Source organism: Shewanella sp. S1-58-MNA-CIBAN-0166 (genome assembly GCF_040310085.1).
In the GTDB taxonomy this organism is placed as follows: domain Bacteria; phylum Pseudomonadota; class Gammaproteobacteria; order Enterobacterales; family Shewanellaceae; genus Shewanella.
Genome location: NZ_JBEOPN010000053.1, coordinates 1 through 16,998 on the forward strand (window position 1 = coordinate 1; position 16,998 = coordinate 16,998).

14 protein-coding genes are annotated in these 16,998 nt (G+C 41.2%); 6 read left to right on the plus strand and 8 right to left on the minus strand.

Going from position 1 to position 16,998, the window contains the following annotated elements; translation table 11 throughout:
* Positions 1-311: 311 nt before the first annotated feature.
* The 4 genes from AAEY99_RS20565 to AAEY99_RS20580 form a co-directional block, all read right to left on the minus strand.
* Positions 312-509 carry a DUF2986 domain-containing protein gene (locus AAEY99_RS20565; RefSeq protein WP_011637061.1) on the minus strand — a complete coding sequence of 66 codons (198 nt, stop codon included), beginning with the start codon at positions 507-509 and terminating at the stop codon, positions 312-314.
* Positions 510-725: 216 nt separating this feature from the next.
* Positions 726-1,172: a hypothetical protein gene (locus AAEY99_RS20570; protein WP_101087503.1), complete on the minus strand. Its 447-nt coding sequence runs from the start codon at positions 1,170-1,172 to the stop codon at positions 726-728.
* A 164-nt stretch (positions 1,173-1,336) separates the two neighbouring features.
* Positions 1,337-1,693, minus strand: coding sequence for a glutathione S-transferase N-terminal domain-containing protein (locus tag AAEY99_RS20575; protein ID WP_162022838.1), 357 nt, complete (start codon positions 1,691-1,693; stop codon positions 1,337-1,339).
* 120 nt (positions 1,694-1,813) lie between these two features.
* Positions 1,814-5,269: a DUF748 domain-containing protein gene (locus AAEY99_RS20580; RefSeq protein WP_351011836.1), complete on the minus strand. Its 3,456-nt coding sequence runs from the start codon at positions 5,267-5,269 to the stop codon at positions 1,814-1,816.
* A gap of 311 nt (positions 5,270-5,580) precedes the next feature.
* Between AAEY99_RS20580 and AAEY99_RS20585 the strand changes: the two genes are divergently transcribed.
* The 4 genes from AAEY99_RS20585 to AAEY99_RS20600 all read left to right on the plus strand — a co-directional run bounded on the left by AAEY99_RS20585 (position 5,581) and on the right by AAEY99_RS20600 (position 7,453).
* Positions 5,581-5,976, plus strand: coding sequence for a GNAT family N-acetyltransferase (locus tag AAEY99_RS20585; protein ID WP_101087506.1), 396 nt, complete (start codon positions 5,581-5,583; stop codon positions 5,974-5,976).
* A gap of 146 nt (positions 5,977-6,122) precedes the next feature.
* The gene (locus tag AAEY99_RS20590) at positions 6,123-6,830 is read left to right on the plus strand and encodes a DUF445 domain-containing protein (RefSeq protein ID WP_351011838.1); all 708 of its coding nucleotides are present in this window, start codon (positions 6,123-6,125) and stop codon (positions 6,828-6,830) included.
* Between the two features lie 94 nt (positions 6,831-6,924).
* Positions 6,925-7,275 carry a VOC family protein gene (locus AAEY99_RS20595; protein ID WP_192116126.1) on the plus strand — a complete coding sequence of 117 codons (351 nt, stop codon included), beginning with the start codon at positions 6,925-6,927 and terminating at the stop codon, positions 7,273-7,275.
* Positions 7,256-7,453, plus strand: a complete 198-nt coding sequence (locus AAEY99_RS20600) for a DUF1289 domain-containing protein (protein ID WP_192116125.1) — start codon at positions 7,256-7,258, stop codon at positions 7,451-7,453. The genes AAEY99_RS20595 and AAEY99_RS20600 overlap by 20 nt, the downstream gene beginning before the upstream one ends.
* Positions 7,454-7,500: 47 nt before the next feature.
* Here AAEY99_RS20600 and AAEY99_RS20605 read toward each other — a convergent pair whose 3' ends face one another.
* Positions 7,501-8,016, minus strand: a complete 516-nt coding sequence (locus AAEY99_RS20605) for a GNAT family N-acetyltransferase (RefSeq protein ID WP_192116124.1) — start codon at positions 8,014-8,016, stop codon at positions 7,501-7,503.
* A 119-nt stretch (positions 8,017-8,135) separates the two neighbouring features.
* Positions 8,136-9,800 carry an asparagine synthase B gene (asnB, locus tag AAEY99_RS20610; protein WP_162022843.1) on the minus strand — a complete coding sequence of 555 codons (1,665 nt, stop codon included), beginning with the start codon at positions 9,798-9,800 and terminating at the stop codon, positions 8,136-8,138.
* Positions 9,801-10,435: 635 nt separating this feature from the next.
* Here asnB and AAEY99_RS20615 point away from each other — a divergent pair.
* Positions 10,436-10,837, plus strand: a complete 402-nt coding sequence (locus AAEY99_RS20615; RefSeq protein WP_162022844.1) for an ACT domain-containing protein — start codon at positions 10,436-10,438, stop codon at positions 10,835-10,837.
* Positions 10,838-10,979: 142 nt separating this feature from the next.
* On the opposite strand, the gene AAEY99_RS20620 is transcribed toward AAEY99_RS20615, so the two are convergent.
* Entirely contained in the window at positions 10,980-12,638 is a 1,659-nt protein-coding gene (locus AAEY99_RS20620; protein WP_351011840.1) for a M28 family metallopeptidase, read from the minus strand.
* Positions 12,639-12,796: 158 nt separating this feature from the next.
* Positions 12,797-13,543: an HAD-IIA family hydrolase gene (locus AAEY99_RS20625; protein ID WP_351011842.1), complete on the minus strand. Its 747-nt coding sequence runs from the start codon at positions 13,541-13,543 to the stop codon at positions 12,797-12,799.
* 660 nt (positions 13,544-14,203) lie between these two features.
* Between AAEY99_RS20625 and AAEY99_RS20630 the strand changes: the two genes are divergently transcribed.
* Positions 14,204-15,880, plus strand: coding sequence for an AMP-binding protein (locus tag AAEY99_RS20630; protein ID WP_351011844.1), 1,677 nt, complete (start codon positions 14,204-14,206; stop codon positions 15,878-15,880).
* Positions 15,881-16,998 lie beyond the last annotated feature (1,118 nt).

Sequence of the window (16,998 nt, forward strand, 5' to 3'; positions counted from 1 at the left end):
CTCAGTGAAGATGAGACTCAGTGAAGATGAGACTCAGTGAAGATGAGACTCAGTGAAGATGAGACTCAGTGAAGATGTGACTTAGTGTAGATGTGATTCAGTTTAGATGTGACTTAGTGAAGATGTGATTCAGTGTAGATGTGATTCTGTGTATATGCGATAGAGTTTACATGTGATTGGGATCGAGACGTGATGCTATGATAGATATTTAATCTCTGGCTAATGCCCACAGAGCTGATAATAAAAAGCCCCTATTTTTGGCCTTGACCAATAATAGGGGCTTTTTGATACTGACACCTTGTAAATGGGTGTTAGTCTTTGTCAGTTTCTGTGCTGGCTTCTGTGGCAACTGTTTGTTCAGCCGCTTCCGCTAACGCAATTTTCTCACGTTCAGCTTTAGAGATATAACGCTCAACAGGCTTGTTACTTGGGTTAGCCGGCACCACTTTATTTTGGCGAGCCTTGGCACGTTTGGCCAATTTTTTGATCATCTCTTGCTTTCTATTCATCTGATTTCTTACTTTGTAAACGACAAACTATTAATATCATTCTAGACGATACACGGCTTATCGGAGCGTGATGACACTGGTCTTGGAGCCTACGGCAACATCACGAGAAAATTTGGATGCTAATTTTAGCTTAATTGCTTAGCTGGATATAGTGTTTTATCCGTCAGCGACAATAATTAACCTATTAAGTCAGTTAAAGCTGCATCGGCTTGGCAATTAGGCGCCGAATTTTTTAATATCTTCAGCGGTAGCACCATCATTACATTCGCCACGAATTTCACCGCGCTCAGTTTCAACATAACGACTTAATTCAATAAAACCTGCTTTACAATAACCATTCATTTCGATGGTTTTTCTAAGACCCAGATCAATTTGTTGATGCCATAGTTCGAGGCGATTCTCTGCGTTACGTTGTTCAATTAAATAACTCTGTGCATCTTGTTTACTGCGAATTCTTCTTTCTAGCGGGGAATCACCAGGAATGCTGCGGTCAAGGGCGGTAGCTAATTTTGCTTTATAGACAAACAACTTAATCCCATTACCTTTAATTTGAGTACTGAATGCATCGCGAAACTGCCCCGCAAAGTCCATAGGATCAGGTTCGCTTGCGCTACAGGCGCTAAGCAGTATGAGACTGCAGATGATTAAGCTTATTTTTGACACTCATTACCTCATTCGTTCTTATGTTAAATGAAACTCGAATAAATGCTGCAAAATATTATCATGACCTTTACTGATACAAGCATGGCCAGAGTAAAAATATTTCTACAGCAATATGTTAGCCACAGTGTTGAGATAAACTGTGGCGACATGACATAACCAGTGCTTTATGCGAAACGTTCGTTGAGGTAGCTGGTAATGGCTTTTGACTCATATAACCATTGGGTGTTGCCGTCTTGTTCGATACGTAAACAAGGCACTTGTAGCTTGCCACCTTGGCTTACTAACACGCTTTTGTTGTCATCTTGTTTGGCGTCGACTAAGTTAATGGTTAAATTTTGGCGACGCATATCACGACGAACCTTGACACAAAAAGGGCAGGCGGCGTATTGATACAATGCCAATGATTGAGTTTGTTGATCGACAATAGCTTGTTGATCTTGTGGACGTTGGCGCTTTTTAGGAGCAAACACAAAATTTAACAACAAAATAATTCGACCTAAAATCCAGCGAACGATAAACATAGATAACCTCAATCTTAACAATATTAATGATACATCATGATTACAAACGTTTGTTATTACTCGTTTGCAATGTATGCGCAGTCTACCCGATGTAGATAGCGGTTAACAGCCACAGACAGGTTATTTTACTTGTAGTTCAAGCAATGCTTCTGCGGCATCTTCTGCGGTGTTGATACGGCTTTCAAGCACAAATATTTTACCTGCATCAATTCCTGCTTGAGCAATTAAATAGGCTTTAACCGCTTTAGCGCGCTCTTGGGCTAAAAGGCCAAATTCATCTGCAGTAAACTGTTGGTGATTTTTAAGCATATTGTACAAACCAATGTGCCAACGCGTGATCAGCTCTGCTTCAGTCAGTTTTGGTTTTTTCTGCTGTAATTTTTGCTTGATGTCTAATGGATCCTGCGATAACTCTTGCTCAACCAATTGATACAATGCATCTGCTAATGGCCCCGTAACAGGGTATTTGCTGGCAGAGACACTTTTGGGGAAATCTTTGAATTTTATCCCCGCAGCGTTAGCCAGTTGCTTATGCAGTTTGGTTTCTGCTAATGCTTGTTTATCGTTAATTATGTCGATACTGCCTTTAATATTTAGATTAAGCAGCGGCCTGTCTATTAACGCTTTAGCCAGTTTGTCTAAGGTGCTTTTTTGTTTAAGTGAGATGTTGCTGCGTCCATACTCAAAACTGATTTTATCTATTTGTTCATCACTGCCCACAAGACCAGCTAAGAATGAAAACGGTGAGGTCACCGCTTTGGTTATGATATTGCCTAGTGCATTAATGATGATGCTACCAAAACTAAAGCTAGGAGAATCAATATCCCCAGACACATCAACGCCTAAATCAATTACGCCATGTCGGTCTTGCAATAATGCTATCGCTAATGTCACCGGTAGGCTGGTTGCTAAACTGCTGTTACTGCGTTTACCTAATTCGAGTTGATCAATCACTACATGATTACTGCCAACTAATTCATTGTTTTTAAGCTGATAGTTTAGATCCAGTGACAACTGACCTTTATCAATATAATAACCAGCATAAGTGCCCGAGTAAGGGTTAACCGAGGTGAGCTCTACTTTGTCAAAGTTCAAATTAAGGTCAAGATAAGGTTGTGCTAATAACGGGTTAACATCACCTTTTAACGTCACCGGTGCGTATTTGTCTATTTTTCCCGCTAAATCAACTGATGCAGTGGTTTCTGGATTTGATGATAAGTTGGTGATCTGGCCGTTAAGCATTTCAATGCCCGAAGCAAAATTGGGCGTTAACGAATTATCCGCAAAGAAGGCCGAGCTGTCTTTAAAGCCAATCTTATTAATGTTGAGCTTCATTTGTGGCGCATCGGTGGTGGATTGCTCATTGCCTGTCGATAAGGTCGCTTGTTCAGCTTTACTTGGACTAACAGCAACTTTATCTGTCTCAACACTATCTGTCTCGACACTAGCAGTGGTTTGTTTTACGTCTGCAGGAGTATTGATCAACTCGCTAATATTGGTGCTGCGGTCGGGTGAGATAATCAGGCGACTAAACAGCTTATCGAAGTTTATTTCATCAATATCAATGTTAGCTTGTTGGCGATCAAACGATAACTGGTTGATGTCCATGGTTTGCCATGTCAGCAAAGGTTGTTTTAACACGTTATCGTTAATGTGTAATTGACTGATGTTTGCACTGCCAGAGTAGGTTAGCGTGTCTTTAGCGTCTGCATGCAAAATGCCCTTAGTGGAAAACATGCCATCTTCAATAGTGATATTGATGTAAGGAGCAATATAAGGTTGTAAACGTGACAGCAACATATTACTAAAGTCGATTTCAGCATTCACTGTTTGCGCTAATGCATCAACTTGTCCTGTTGACGTTAATAAGCTTTGTTGATTAATTCCTGCCGAAAATTGATAATCAATCGGGCTGGATAGATCTGATTTTATTACCCCAGTAGTCAGGTCAATCGGGCCGATTTGCCAAAGAATAATCTTATCACTGGCAATGCCTTCACCCAGTTTAACTTGATACTGCGCGATACTGATTTTGTCTAGTGTGACTAACCAAGGGGAGTCAGCATCGATGGAGTTAGACGTTACTGCTGTTTTTTGTTGAGTCGTTTGTGAGTCTGTCTCAACTGTCGTTTCTTTCGTAGTATCTTGTGTCGCTGATGGTGGTGATTGCTGCGCTAATAGTGGTTCTGCATCTATTTCTGTATCTGTTTTTGCAGTTGTATCGCTAGCTGCTTTTGTGTTGAGATCAGTGGTGACTTGTTTAACGGTCGCGATGGCTTTATCAGTAATGGTATCAGCCACATTTGTGCTGTCAGCTTTTTGCTCATCTGAGTTAGCTTTCTCTATATCTATACTGCCTAAATCTGCAGTCTCTGAATCTATCGTGTCTGTAATAGCTGATTCGGTAATAGCAGACTCGGTAGTCGTTGAGGCTGTAGAAGATAAATCTGAGGTATCTACGGTAGTTGTTAACTCAGTGTCTTTAGGCAGCAATAAAGCAACCAAATCAGCACCAGTAGGAGTGATATTGAGTTTGATATTACCTTTTTCGGTATGGAACTCACCAATGCTAACGCGTTTTTTGTGGCTGTCTAAATTGATATTATTTAATGCTAAGACATCAATGGCGATTTTTTCATCTTGCTGATGTAACGCTTTAAAACGCTTAATCACTATCTGTGCTTTGGTGACATTGATATGGCTTATTGGTGCTAAGTTTTTGTCTTGCAATGTCACGTCATACTGTCCGTTTAGGCTCAGCGTGCCTTCAGCTAAGTTAATCGCAAACAGTTGATCAACAAAAGACCAGTAACGCGATAAATCAATCCCAGTCACCTTAACATCGCCTTTTATTGCCAGGGGCGCTAATTGGAATTGCCCTTGCAATGCGACCGAGCCTTTGAATTGATCTTCTATGCGTAAGTTATAACGATTTACTTGGTCTTGCTTGTCGTTTAACGCACTACTCAAGCTATTGAATTGTGCCAATGACACATTGATGTTGGGATAATTAATGTGGGTATCTGTGACGTTGTCGTCTAGGGTAAACACGCCTTGTTGGATCTGAATATTAGCAATGTTTATCGCCGGTATAACACTCGGTTCAGTACTCGTTGGTGTTGGCTGACTATTTCGGCTTAGGCGAGTAATAATGTCACTGAAGTTAAATACAACTTGTTGATTTGCCGTTTCAGAACGCGCCACTCTAAAGGTGGGTTGTTGTAGACGGATATCTTCAATCACTATCGCCCAAGATGAGATCGATTGCCATAATTGAATGTTGCCATAGGCCGCGGCGAATGAAGCAAACGTTTTCGGGCTATCAAGTTCGTTGATTTCAAAACCCGATACCGCTAGTTCTAACGTAAATGGGTTGATACTAATGTCTTGTAGGGTAACGTTTCTGCCTAATTGCTCGGTTAATATCGTTGGTGCTTGTTGTTTGGCAATATATGGAATCAATCCGCCGAGAACAGCACAACCCAATAGATAAACAGTTAATCCATAAAGGGCTAATTTTAGAATACGAGAGCGCGGTGTAACCGCTGAGCGCAATTGCGCAAAAAACGAGGTCATAAGAGGTAATCTTGATACAAAACAGTGGCAACAGCTGACTATTTTACCAAAAAAACAATCGTAACGAATGATTATTTTGTCAGGATAATAGATTAATTTACATTTATGTTTATTGATGTTAACTTTATATTTAAGCTTATGTAATTAATAGATTTTCTATTTATCTTTTTTATATAGGTTCATTTTGTTTTGTGCGTTAAACATTTACAGTGACATATTGTTTTAACCTGATGGCTTGATGCCATCACTTAATAGGCATGATATCTGCGATATTCATACGCGGTATTTAATCCTATTTTCAAGGATGAGAAATGCAAATACGTCTAGCTTCGAGCATCGATTTAGAACCATTGAGCCTGCTATTTGATCTATATCGGCAGCAACTACAACAGCCCTCTGACTATCCAGCGTGTCATCATTTTTTGAAGCATCGCTTGGCCGAAAATGATTCGATGATTTTTGTCTCCATCAGAGACGATGAAATGGTGGGCTTTATTCAATTATACCCGTCGTTTTCTTCATTGCGCCTTGCTCCTGTGTGGTATTTGGAAGATGTGTTTGTAAAACCTCAATATCAGCAGCAGGATGTAGTTAGCCAAATGTACCAAAAGGCTCAGTTGTTGGCACAAAGTACTGGGGTATTATTGATTAACCACCATGATTCCCAAGTGCCTATCGAACCTGAATCCTTAAGTTGTACGGCGTAAATTGATCAGTATTATTTGCTTACCATTAACCATGGTAATTGAGTCTGTGTTGAGATGAACGATGAATTATGTAGACCTCAGTTATTTCTGATAAAATAGCTGAGGTTTTTTATTATTTTATCATCATAGATGTTAAGGAAAAGAGATTGAATAAGAGCGTATTAACCAACCTTATCGCGGCTATCTTCATGCTGGTTGGGTATGTGTTACAACAACAAATTGTCATGACAATAGGGTTATTTGCGTTGTCGGGTGCATTAACCAACTGGTTAGCAATCCATATGCTGTTTGAGAAAGTCCCCGGTTTGTATGGTTCCGGTGTGGTTCCATCACGATTTGAAGAGTTTAAAGCGGGCATTAAACATTTAATGATGCAGCAATTTTTTACTCAAGAGAATATCGATCGCTTTTTGACAACCAGCAGTGCCAGTAGTATTGATTTAACCCCTGTGATTGAAAAAATTGATTTAGCGCCATCATTTGATGCATTAGTGTCGACTATCGAAAAGTCATCATTTGGTGGCATGTTAGCGATGTTTGGTGGAACCGAGGCGTTGATCCCACTGAAAGAGCCATTTATTGAAAAAATGAAACTGTCGTTAGTTGAACTGGCTCAAAGTGAAGAGTTCAATGCTATTTTAGTCAATGAGCTTGAAAAGCCAGATGTTATCGCAGATATGCAAGCTAAAGTGGCCAATATTGTGGAACAGCGTTTAAATGAACTTACGCCAGAATTAGTGAAGCAAATCATCCAAGACATGATTAAGACCCATTTGGGTTGGTTAGTTGTGTGGGGTGGTGTGTTCGGCGGTATTATTGGCGCCGTCGCGGCATTGCTGCAGCAATACAGTTAACCCCAAAACGTATTATTTTCATGGCGTTATCTGCAATATAATATTGTCTGCCATATAATATTGTCAGCCAAATAACAGAGTAATAGAGGTGAGAATGAGTCAACATCATAGTATTAATTATTTAGAAATACCCGTGAAAGACCTCATCGCAACCAAAGCCTTTTTTACTCAGGTTTTTGGTTGGCAGTTTCAAGACTATGGTCCTCAATACAGTTGTTTTTTGCAGGTCGGAATTGATGGTGGCTTTTATCAAGCAGACTCTCAATTCACCTTAGCAAACGGCAGTCCGTTAATTGTGCTTTATAGCCAAGATTTAGCCGTTACAGAAGCCAAAATCATTCAAGTTGGCGGACACATCACCAAAGCAATATTCAGCTTTCCGGGCGGTAGACGTTTCCATTTTACCGACGTTAATGGTAACGAATATGCCGTCTGGTCAGAATAACGACAATCAAATTGCCTCACCTTGTGTGAGGCAATGTTGTTTAGATCAACAGGATATCTGTTTAGGTTGCCATCGCTCGCTCGATGAGATTCTGGCTTGGCATACAATGGACCAACAACAAAAAAGCGCATTGCTGGAAACGTTACAACAACGCGCTATCGCGCGTAAAAAACGCTAGTAGGCCGCTAATCTATAATTGTTGAGCGTTACAAATATCGTATTGAGCTACACCGCAGTTGGGTTGGTTCTCGGTTCGGTATCGGTTCTAAATAAGCTAAACCCGCGAGCTTGATAGTTTTGTAAAGCGCTTGGATGATCTAATGAGCAAGTATGCACCCAAACTCGGCGGGTGTTAGGTAGCGACCACGCTTGTTCAATAGCTTGAGTCAGTAAATAGCCGCCAAAGCCTTTACCGATAAAGCGTTCGCCTAAACCAAAATACATAATCTCGACAGTCGCGTCACCTTGTTGCTGCAACTCAAAGTAACCCGCTGGTGCACCGTCTTTATACGCGACAAACAAATGCAAATTATCCGCTTCGCTGTATTCCTGCCATTGGCTATCGGACAAGGCTAATTTATCTGTCCACTCCCATGCAGCACCCACAAATTGATATAAAAAACGATTGAATTGATATTGTTTTATTTTCACCTCAACCACGGTTAAGCCGTTGGCATCATGTTTAGGTTTTAATTGACTGCGGTCGGTCATCTCAAGATTAAAAATGCTGATGTCTGTCATGGAGAACCTTATTATTATGTATGAAACGAAAAATATCATTATCTTACAAGATGGCGCCAAACAAAAACACCACCCAAAAGGTGGTGTTTACAATTGTACTGTTCACATAGAGCTAATGATTAATACGCGCTAGCGTGAACGTTTTTAACTGCACGGCCCGATGGGTCGTTAAGCCCTTGTAAACTTACATCCCACAATAGTGCTTCAGGGGTTGAACAGGCAACTGTTTTTCCACCTGGCACTGTTTCAGCGGCACTGGCTAATGGGAAAAACTCTTCAAAGAAGCTGCGGTAAAAATAGGCTTCTTTCGACTCTGGCGTGTTGTATGGGAAACGGAATTTTGCGTTAGCAAATTGCACGTCATCTACGTTTTCTGCCGCATGAGCTTTTAAGCCATCAATCCACGAGTAACCAACGCCGTCACTGAACTGCTCTTTTTGGCGCCATACCACTTCTTTAGGTAATTTGTGCTCAAACGCTTGACGTAAAATGTGCTTCTCGATACGACCATCTTTAGACATCTTCGCTTCAGGGTTAATGCGCATTGCTACGTCAATAAACTCTTTATCTAAGAAAGGCACACGTGCTTCAAGCCCCCATGCTGCCATGGCTTTGTTGGCACGCAAGCAATCAAATAAATGCAGCTTATCAAGCTTACGGACTAATTCTTCATGGAACGCTTGCGCGTTAGGCGCTTTATGGAAATACAGGTAGCCACCAAATAGTTCGTCAGCACCTTCGCCAGACAACACCATTTTAATGCCCATGGCTTTAATTTTACGTGCCATTAAATACATTGGCGTAGCGGCACGGATAGTGGTTACGTCGTACGTTTCTAAGTGATAAATCACTTCTTTAATTGCATCTAAGCCTTCTTGGAAGGTATACACAATAGGGTGATGAATTGTGCCAATGGCATCGGCCACTTTTTGCGCTGCGACTAAATCTGGAGACTCAGCTAACCCTACGGCAAATGAATGCAATTGTGGCCACCATGCGCCGGTTTCGCCGTCGTTTTCAATACGGTGTTTTGCATATGTTTGTGTAATGGCAGAAATCACTGATGAATCTAGGCCACCAGACAATAATACTCCGTAAGGAACATCAGACATTAACTGGCGTTTTACCGCGGCTTCTAATGCTTCACGTAATTCTTCAATGCTAGCTGGGTTATCTTTAACGGCATCAAAATCGCGCCATTCACGGTGATAATACTGGGTTGGTTTACCGTCTGCAGAATATAAATACTGTCCTGGGTAAAACTCAGCAACCGTTTTACACACTGGCATTAATGCTTTCATTTCAGAAGCAACGTAGAAGTTACCAGATGCATCTAGACCTGTATAAAGTGGGATAATGCCCATGTGGTCGCGACCGATTAAGTACGTGCCTTTGGCTTTGTCATACAGTACGAATGCGAAGATACCGTTCAGTTTGTCTAAAAAGTCACAACCGTATTCTTGGTACAGTGATAAGATCACTTCGCAATCTGAGTTAGTTTGATACTGGTATTTGTCACCTAGCTGAGCTTTTAACTGCTTGTGGTTATAAATTTCACCGTTTACGGCTAACACTATGTTGCCATCAAGGCTGATAAGCGGCTGCGCTCCGTGGTCAACGTCAACAATCGATAAACGTTCATGCGCTAAAATGGCTTTGTCATCAGCATATATGCCAGACCAATCTGGGCCGCGGTGACGCAGCAGTTTTGACATTTCTAACGCCACTTGGCGAAGTTTGCTTGCATCAGTTTTGATGTCTAAAATTGAAAATATTGAACACATAATACGGCTCCAGCAGCGTTGGCTAATCTTTATCTGGTTCCTACTTTGCCAGCATTTTGGTTAACTGCCAAGCTTGTTTTTTGAGATAACATCATAAATATAGCTATTTTAATGATTTTATCTCTTTTAAATATCTTTTTGTTTGAGTAATGTTTTGTTAAATGTCATTTTTATTGATATATCTTTATTTTTATCGTGATTATGGCTATTTTTTTTAAGATTTCATAATCAAATACCACTAAAAGCCATAATTGCACTAATGCTGTGCGTATGATGCTTATTTGAACAAAAGTGGGGCTTAATGGCCATTTAACGCCTTTAACGTAGCCATAATCGTGCCTAAGTGGCATGTTGATGCGCGATAATGGGGCTTCAATTCACTCGGTGATAGTCAACCAAGCAGCGCTAAACTTGTTAAGTGTTTTAATACTGGATAGGGTTATGTTGATCACTTCTGTTAGTCACTTCTGTTAGTCACTTCTGTTAGTCACTTATATGGGTCACTTATGTGTAACAAGCAGCAAAGCTGCATTTACGTTAAGCCACATTTTATTAAGGCTGGCGCTTTTTATTGCAACACAAGAGCGTGATCCATAAAATCGCTTTATAACGGAAACATATTTAAGGAAAAAAGTATGGTAGGTGAAACAAATTTAACGGCATTACTTGCATCGATGTCACCGGTATTATTAGATGACGAATACGTTTTTTGCTCAGTGCCGGGCGGCCAATATGGCGATTATCAAACTTTATCGCCACTCGCGATGTTTCGCGAATCTGAAGGGCTGACATTAGTATTAACCAAAGCGGCTGCTATAGAGGGCGGCTTGTCTTTTGAATCGGTATTTAAAGGCATTACCTTAACGGTACACTCTAGTCTGGATGCCGTTGGTTTAACGGCTGCAGTGGCCAATAAACTTACCGAAAAAGGCATTAGCGCTAATGTTATTGCCGCTTATTATCATGACCATATTTTTGTGCAAACAGAAAAGGCGGCTTTAGCCATCGAAGCGCTAAATGAATTTAATAAAGTGTAAGTCAGGTTATCTAAAGGCTTAAATCAGATACTCATGACACAAAGCTTAATGACATAAATGCTAATAGCCAAATACCAATAAAAAAGCCCATCAAATACATGATGGGCCAATCCTTGGGGGGAAGGAATAGGGTAGTGCTGTACTAATCTGCAGGACGTAATTGATTAAATTCAGAACCGGCAAAGTATCCTGGCCAATCTTGGTTATTACCTAACTCTGCCGCAGCTTGGTAATACACGCCTAAATCTTGTAGTGAACCGGATAAATCCCATTCAGGACGATAATGATCGCAAACGTTATGGTAACAACCCTTCATTTTGACCAGCATTGCCGTTTTGTATTGTGCGGTAGCTTCATCAAGCGGTTCGTTACCACCACCGGCAAATACTGCTGGCACGCCTAATTTAGCAAAGCTGAAGTGATCTGAACGGAAAAAGCCGCCTGATGCAGGGTTTAGCTCACCTTGGCTGGTACGATTTTGTTTAGCGACAGCGCGGTCTAAATAGTTTTCTAACTCAGACTGGCCTTTACCGACAATCGTGTAATCTTTGGTTTTACCATAAATATTGGTGCTGTCGAGGTTAAATACTGCCACGGTTTTATCAATTGGATAAATTGGGTTTGCAGCATAATAACGTGAGCCTAATAAGCCTTGTTCTTCACCCGTAGTGGCAATAAAGGTTAATGAACGGGCCAAGCCATGCCCTTGTTTAGCTTGCTGGGCAAACTGGCGGGCAATTTCTAAAATACCGGCGGTACCAGTGGCATTATCTAACGCGCCATTATAAATTTGGTCACCGTCTTTGGTTTCATCGGTACCGATATGATCCCAATGGGCAGTAAATAAAATCTGCTCATCAGCTTGTTTGCTGCCAGCTAATGTTGCAACCACATTATAACTGTCGGCATATTCGGCTTTATTGGCAAATTCAATGCTGGCTGTTTGGGCTAAATCGACATTGAGTGAATTGGTAGCGGCGCGATCCATTAATGACGTTAATGACAAGCCCGCTTTATCGAATAAGGCCGTAGCACTGTCTAAGGTTAACCAACCTTCAACTTGGACCCGCTGATCTTGTTCTGCTTTGCTTTGAACTAAATCTTGTTGAGCACCGGTCCAGCTGTTTTCAACTACCGACCAAGGGTAAGAGGCAGGTTCGGTATCATGAATAATAATTGCGCCTAACGCGCCTTGGCGACTGGCTTCTTCAAATTTATAGCTCCAACGACCATAGTAAGTCATCGCTTTACCATTAAACTTGGCACCTTCAGGATGTGCAAAGCCTGGATCATTGACTAAAATGATGGCAATTTTGCCTTTCATGTTGAGATCTTGGTAATCATTCCAGCCATATTCAGGCGCATTAATACCGTAACCAACAAACACTAATGGCGCATCTTTAATACTCACCTGGCTACTATCGTGACGACTGCTTAACACGATATCTTGGCGGTACTGTAAATCCAACCCAGCTAAAGTAACCTGCTGTTTTTCGCTAGCGGTGTAGCTCACCATTGGAACCGGTTGCAAAAAACTGCCTTTATAAGCGCCTTTAAGCCCCATTTGGGTGAAGGCGGCAGACAAATACTCTATGGTGAGCTTTTCGCCTTGGGTTGTTGGCGCGCGACCTTCAAACTTATCCGACGATAATGTTTCTATATCGGTTCTAAAGCGTTGTTCGTCAAAGGTTACCGCAGTCACTTTAGCCGGAATAATATCGTCGGTTACAGCGTGTTTAGCATCATCGCCGTTACATGCTGACAGTAAGGCAATGGCGCAAAAAGGAAACAATCGTTTCATGCTATGTCCTGTTATTGTTATTCGTTTTTATTTCAGACAAGCATAATGAAGCAAGCCAGTGCTTGAAAACAAGTTCACTGGCTTGGAATTGTGTTACCTAATGTAAATTGTGTCTTGGGTGCTCAGTTTATTAACTGGCGGACATTAACTGGTGCTAATTAAACGACGTCGATATCGCCAGCGCAGGCAAACACATGATTTGGTCTGAAAGGTTCTTTGTCTATATCACTCATTTGGCTTACGCCAGTCGTCACCAGAATCGTTTCCAGGCCTGCTTGGAAGCCAGCCAGAATATCGGTGCGCATGTTATCGCCAATAATAACGGTGTTTTCAGAATGTCCCAGTATATGATTCAACGCCGAGCGGATAATCCACGAGCTAGGCTTACCCACATAAAATGGCATCTTACCTGTGATACGCTCAATGGCTGCACATAATGCGCCACATGCTGGGCTAAATGCAGGGCCGTGGGTGTCTGGATTGGTGGCAATAAAGCGTGCACCGCCAGCAACAAAACGAGATGCTTTATGGATCATATCCCAGTTGTAAGAGCGGGTTTCACCCACAATGACAAAGTCTGGGTTAATATCCGTTATGGTGAAACCGGCATTGTAGAGCTCGTGTGTCAGTGCACCTTCGCCAATTACATAGGCTTTATTGCCGGTTTGGTGTTTTAGAAAGTCTGCCGTAGCCATGGCTGAGGTATAAAAACAAGTTTCTGGTACATTAATACCTGCAGCGCCGAGTCGATTTTGTAAGTCTTTGCCAGTTTGAACGGGATAATTAGTGAGGATAACCAGCGGATTACCTTGTTCAAGTACGCGGTGAATAAACTTGTCGCTTCCAGGGATTAGCTTGTTGTCATGCAGTAGCACACCATCAATATCGCAAATAATATTTTTCATTCAGTAATTTCTTCCTTCAAATACAACCTGCTTACATCTAATGCTAATTCAATTCAGAAAACAACGATTAAATATAAAAAATGCCTGTTAGGTGATTGATTTACTATTTGTGAGTGAGAGGATATTGGTTGCAGGTTGCAGGTTGCAGGTTGCAGGTTGCAGGTTGCAGGTTGCAGGTTGCAGGTTGCAGGTTGCAGGTTGAGGAGTAGGGGATATTGATTATAGCGTTTGTTGTTGTCGATATGGCTGCGGCTACTAACGTCCTGGCGCGTCACACCAGACCAAGATAAACGGCCCAGCCACCCCGCAACATTTTCTCTATTGACTTAAACAACAGATATGAAAAAGTCGCCATGGCGATTTATCCTGCTTTTTTGTTCATGTGTCTGACTAACGAAGCTTTCTTTAATAAAAAAACCTGATACATGTATGTGCCACAGTAGAAACTGTCATGATAATGCAGTAGCTGAATGCTTTTTCCATTGCTGAAGAAAGATAGAGTGAAGCGGAAAAGCGATAAAAGCAGGGATGAGTCACACTCCGAGAGATTGGCTACTGTTAACCCCCTAGAACAGTAGTTAATTCATTGAATTCAGTCTATTATTTTTATACTAATTAGGTAAATTAATTTACAATAGTGATGTTTAAACAACAACATTAATGATGGCTATAATGACAAATGATAAACCGTGGTTAAAACAATATCCTGAGGATGTGCCCGCAACAATAGATTCAAGTATGTATAACAATATCAATGATTTGTTTAAAGAGTCTTTCAGTGCGCATGCTAAAAAAGCAGCATATATTAATATGGGACATAGCTTATCCTACCAAGATCTCGAAAGTAAAAGTAACGCTTTCGCTGCTTATCTACAATCTGAACTAAAAATGAAAAAAGGCGAACGAATCGCCTTGATGATGCCTAATTTATTGCAATATCCCATCACTATTTTAGGTGCATTAAAAGCAGGACTCATTATTGTAAATGTTAATCCACTTTATACCCCTCGAGAGTTAAAACATCAATTACGTGACTCAGGGACTAGTGCTATTGTTGCCGTCACAAATTTTGGTAATAACCTTCAGCAAATACTGCATGAGACTAACATTAAGCATGTTATTTTAACCAAAATCGGCGATGAGTTAGCTATACATAAGCGTACACTGGTTAACTTTCTTATCAAACATGTCAAAAAAATCGTGCCTAAATATCATATTCCCGACGCTATTTCATTGCGTAGAGCGTTAACCGAAGGCAAGAAACTTCCCTTTATTGATCCCCAAATAACAGTAAATGATTTAGCATACCTCCAATATACAGGTGGAACGACGGGTCCTGCGAAAGGGGCAATGCTGACTCATAGTAATATTATTTCTAACGTTCTACAGGTTCATGCTCATTTTAGCCCAAGAACCTTATATGATAAGGAATATGCAGTAACCCCACTCCCGCTTTATCATATTTTTGCCAACTCAGTGAGTATGATGTTTATGCTCTTTCTCGGTGCAACGAATTTACTCATTACCAACCCAAGAGATATAGATGGTTTCGTAGCAGATTTAAGTAAATATCCATTCACAATGGTTTTTGGTTTAAATACACTTTTTAATGGTCTAAACAATCATGCTGGTTTTCAAGAATTAGATTTTAGTCACGCTCGTTTTACTATTGCAGGTGGAATGCCGACGCAGAAACATATTGCTGATCGTTGGCAAGAGCTCACTGGAATGCCTGTCATAGAAGGTTATGGCTTAACTGAATGTTCCCCAGTGGTCGCTGCAGGTACTCATCAACAACAATCATTTATTTCTTCAATTGGTGTCCCTTTACCCAGCACTGAACTCCGTATCGTTAATGATAAAAATGAACCTTTAGGTCCCAATCAAATTGGTGAAATTCAGATTAGAGGGCCCCAAGTGATGAAAGGCTATTGGCAACAAGAAGCCGAAACTAATACTGTAATGCATGCAGGAGGTTGGTTAAGCTCTGGCGATATAGGAAGAATGGATGACGAGGGGGTTTTTTATATTGAAGACCGTAAAAAAGATATGATTCTAGTGTCGGGATTTAATGTTTTTCCAACTGAAATTGAAGAAGTTGCAACACTTCACCCTCACATCATCGAAGCTGCGGCCATTGGCATTCCTGATGACGCCACAGGAGAAATAGTTAAATTATTTATTGTACGCAAAGGTAATGTGACCGTTGATGAAATAAAAAAACATTGTAGAAAATATCTTACCGGTTATAAAAACCCAAGGATAATTGAATTTAGAGATGAATTGCCAAAATCAAATGTTGGCAAGATCTTACGTCGAGAATTGCGAGATTCATAGGCGCTATTACTGACGTCCTAAGGATAACCAACATATTTGGCATAGATATGAGGCGCAGCCGAGCAAATTCGACGAAACCTAATTCACATGCTGACTGTGATTTCCGTCAACGGCCATTTCAGCAATTTGGTGCGAGAAAGGCCATGTGAGCTTCACGCATTTTTGTATAAAGAGTTTTCAACGGCCTCAAGTTCAGAGTTGAATCACACCTTTTGAAAGTAAAATCTTTAACTTATGTATGCCCCAAAGTTGGTTAGGCTATGGCCTGCGGCCACTAACGTCGTGGCGCTTCACCCACACCAGACCAAGAGGAAACCAACGGCTGTTCCCTCTTGGATCACCCTGCCGCCCCGCAACATTTTCGCTATTTACGAAACAACAGCTGCGAAAAGGTCGCCATGGGGTAGATCCAGCTTTTAACTTCATTTGAATCCTTCTTCGGTCAACTCTTTATAGTAAAGAATGAAAATGCTAACGCTTCCTATGGTACATCCTGTACCGCGAAAGTTAAGCTCACCATCCATGGCCAGCTCACGTATTCTTTTATAAAGAGTCTTCAACGTGCTCAAGTCCAGAGTTGAATCACACCATTTTCAAGTCAAGAAAACTAACTCGTTTTTGCCCCAAAATTTGTTTGGGCTATGGCCTACGGCCACTAACGTCGTGGTGCTTCGCCCACACCAGACCAAGAGGAAACCAACGGCTGTTCCCTCTTGGATCACCCAGCCGCCCCGCAACATTTTCGCTATTTACGAAACAACAGCTGCGAAAAGGTCGCCATGGGGTAGATCCGGCTTTTAACTTCATTTGAATCCTGCTTCGCCCTTATTCGAAAATGCTAACGCTTCCGATAGGCCATCCCTGGCCAACGAAAGCTTGCCTGACGTCCTGTCAGGCTCACGCTATTTTCTTCAACGTCCTCAATTCAAATGTTGAATCGGTCCATTTCCAAGTCAAGAAAACTAACTCGTTTTTGCCCAAAGTTTGTTTCAAATATGAACCTGTGGCCACATCATCCCAGACGAAAAATGCTAAAAAGTGCATAATTTTCGATGGGGATCGTACTGCTTAACACTTCATCAGTATCTGGCTTATAAATATCGGATAAGTATCCTGTG

Excerpts from the sequence above, each read along its gene's own strand:
- AAEY99_RS20565 (WP_011637061.1), bottom strand. The coding sequence starts at position 509 with ATGAATAGAAAGCAAGAGATGATCAAAAAATTGGCCAAACGTGCCAAG.
- AAEY99_RS20575 (WP_162022838.1), bottom strand. The coding sequence starts at position 1,693 with ATGTTTATCGTTCGCTGGATTTTAGGTCGAATTATTTTGTTGTTAAAT.
- AAEY99_RS20580 (WP_351011836.1), bottom strand. The coding sequence starts at position 5,269 with ATGACCTCGTTTTTTGCGCAATTGCGCTCAGCGGTTACACCGCGCTCT.
- AAEY99_RS20585 (WP_101087506.1), top strand. The coding sequence starts at position 5,581 with ATGCAAATACGTCTAGCTTCGAGCATCGATTTAGAACCATTGAGCCTG.
- AAEY99_RS20595 (WP_192116126.1), top strand. The coding sequence starts at position 6,925 with ATGAGTCAACATCATAGTATTAATTATTTAGAAATACCCGTGAAAGAC.
- AAEY99_RS20600 (WP_192116125.1), top strand. The coding sequence starts at position 7,256 with ATGCCGTCTGGTCAGAATAACGACAATCAAATTGCCTCACCTTGTGTG.
- AAEY99_RS20605 (WP_192116124.1), bottom strand. The coding sequence starts at position 8,016 with ATGACAGACATCAGCATTTTTAATCTTGAGATGACCGACCGCAGTCAA.
- asnB (WP_162022843.1), bottom strand. The coding sequence starts at position 9,800 with ATGTGTTCAATATTTTCAATTTTAGACATCAAAACTGATGCAAGCAAA.
- AAEY99_RS20615 (WP_162022844.1), top strand. The coding sequence starts at position 10,436 with ATGGTAGGTGAAACAAATTTAACGGCATTACTTGCATCGATGTCACCG.
- AAEY99_RS20620 (WP_351011840.1), bottom strand. The coding sequence starts at position 12,638 with ATGAAACGATTGTTTCCTTTTTGCGCCATTGCCTTACTGTCAGCATGT.
- AAEY99_RS20625 (WP_351011842.1), bottom strand. The coding sequence starts at position 13,543 with ATGAAAAATATTATTTGCGATATTGATGGTGTGCTACTGCATGACAAC.
- AAEY99_RS20630 (WP_351011844.1), top strand. The coding sequence starts at position 14,204 with ATGATGGCTATAATGACAAATGATAAACCGTGGTTAAAACAATATCCT.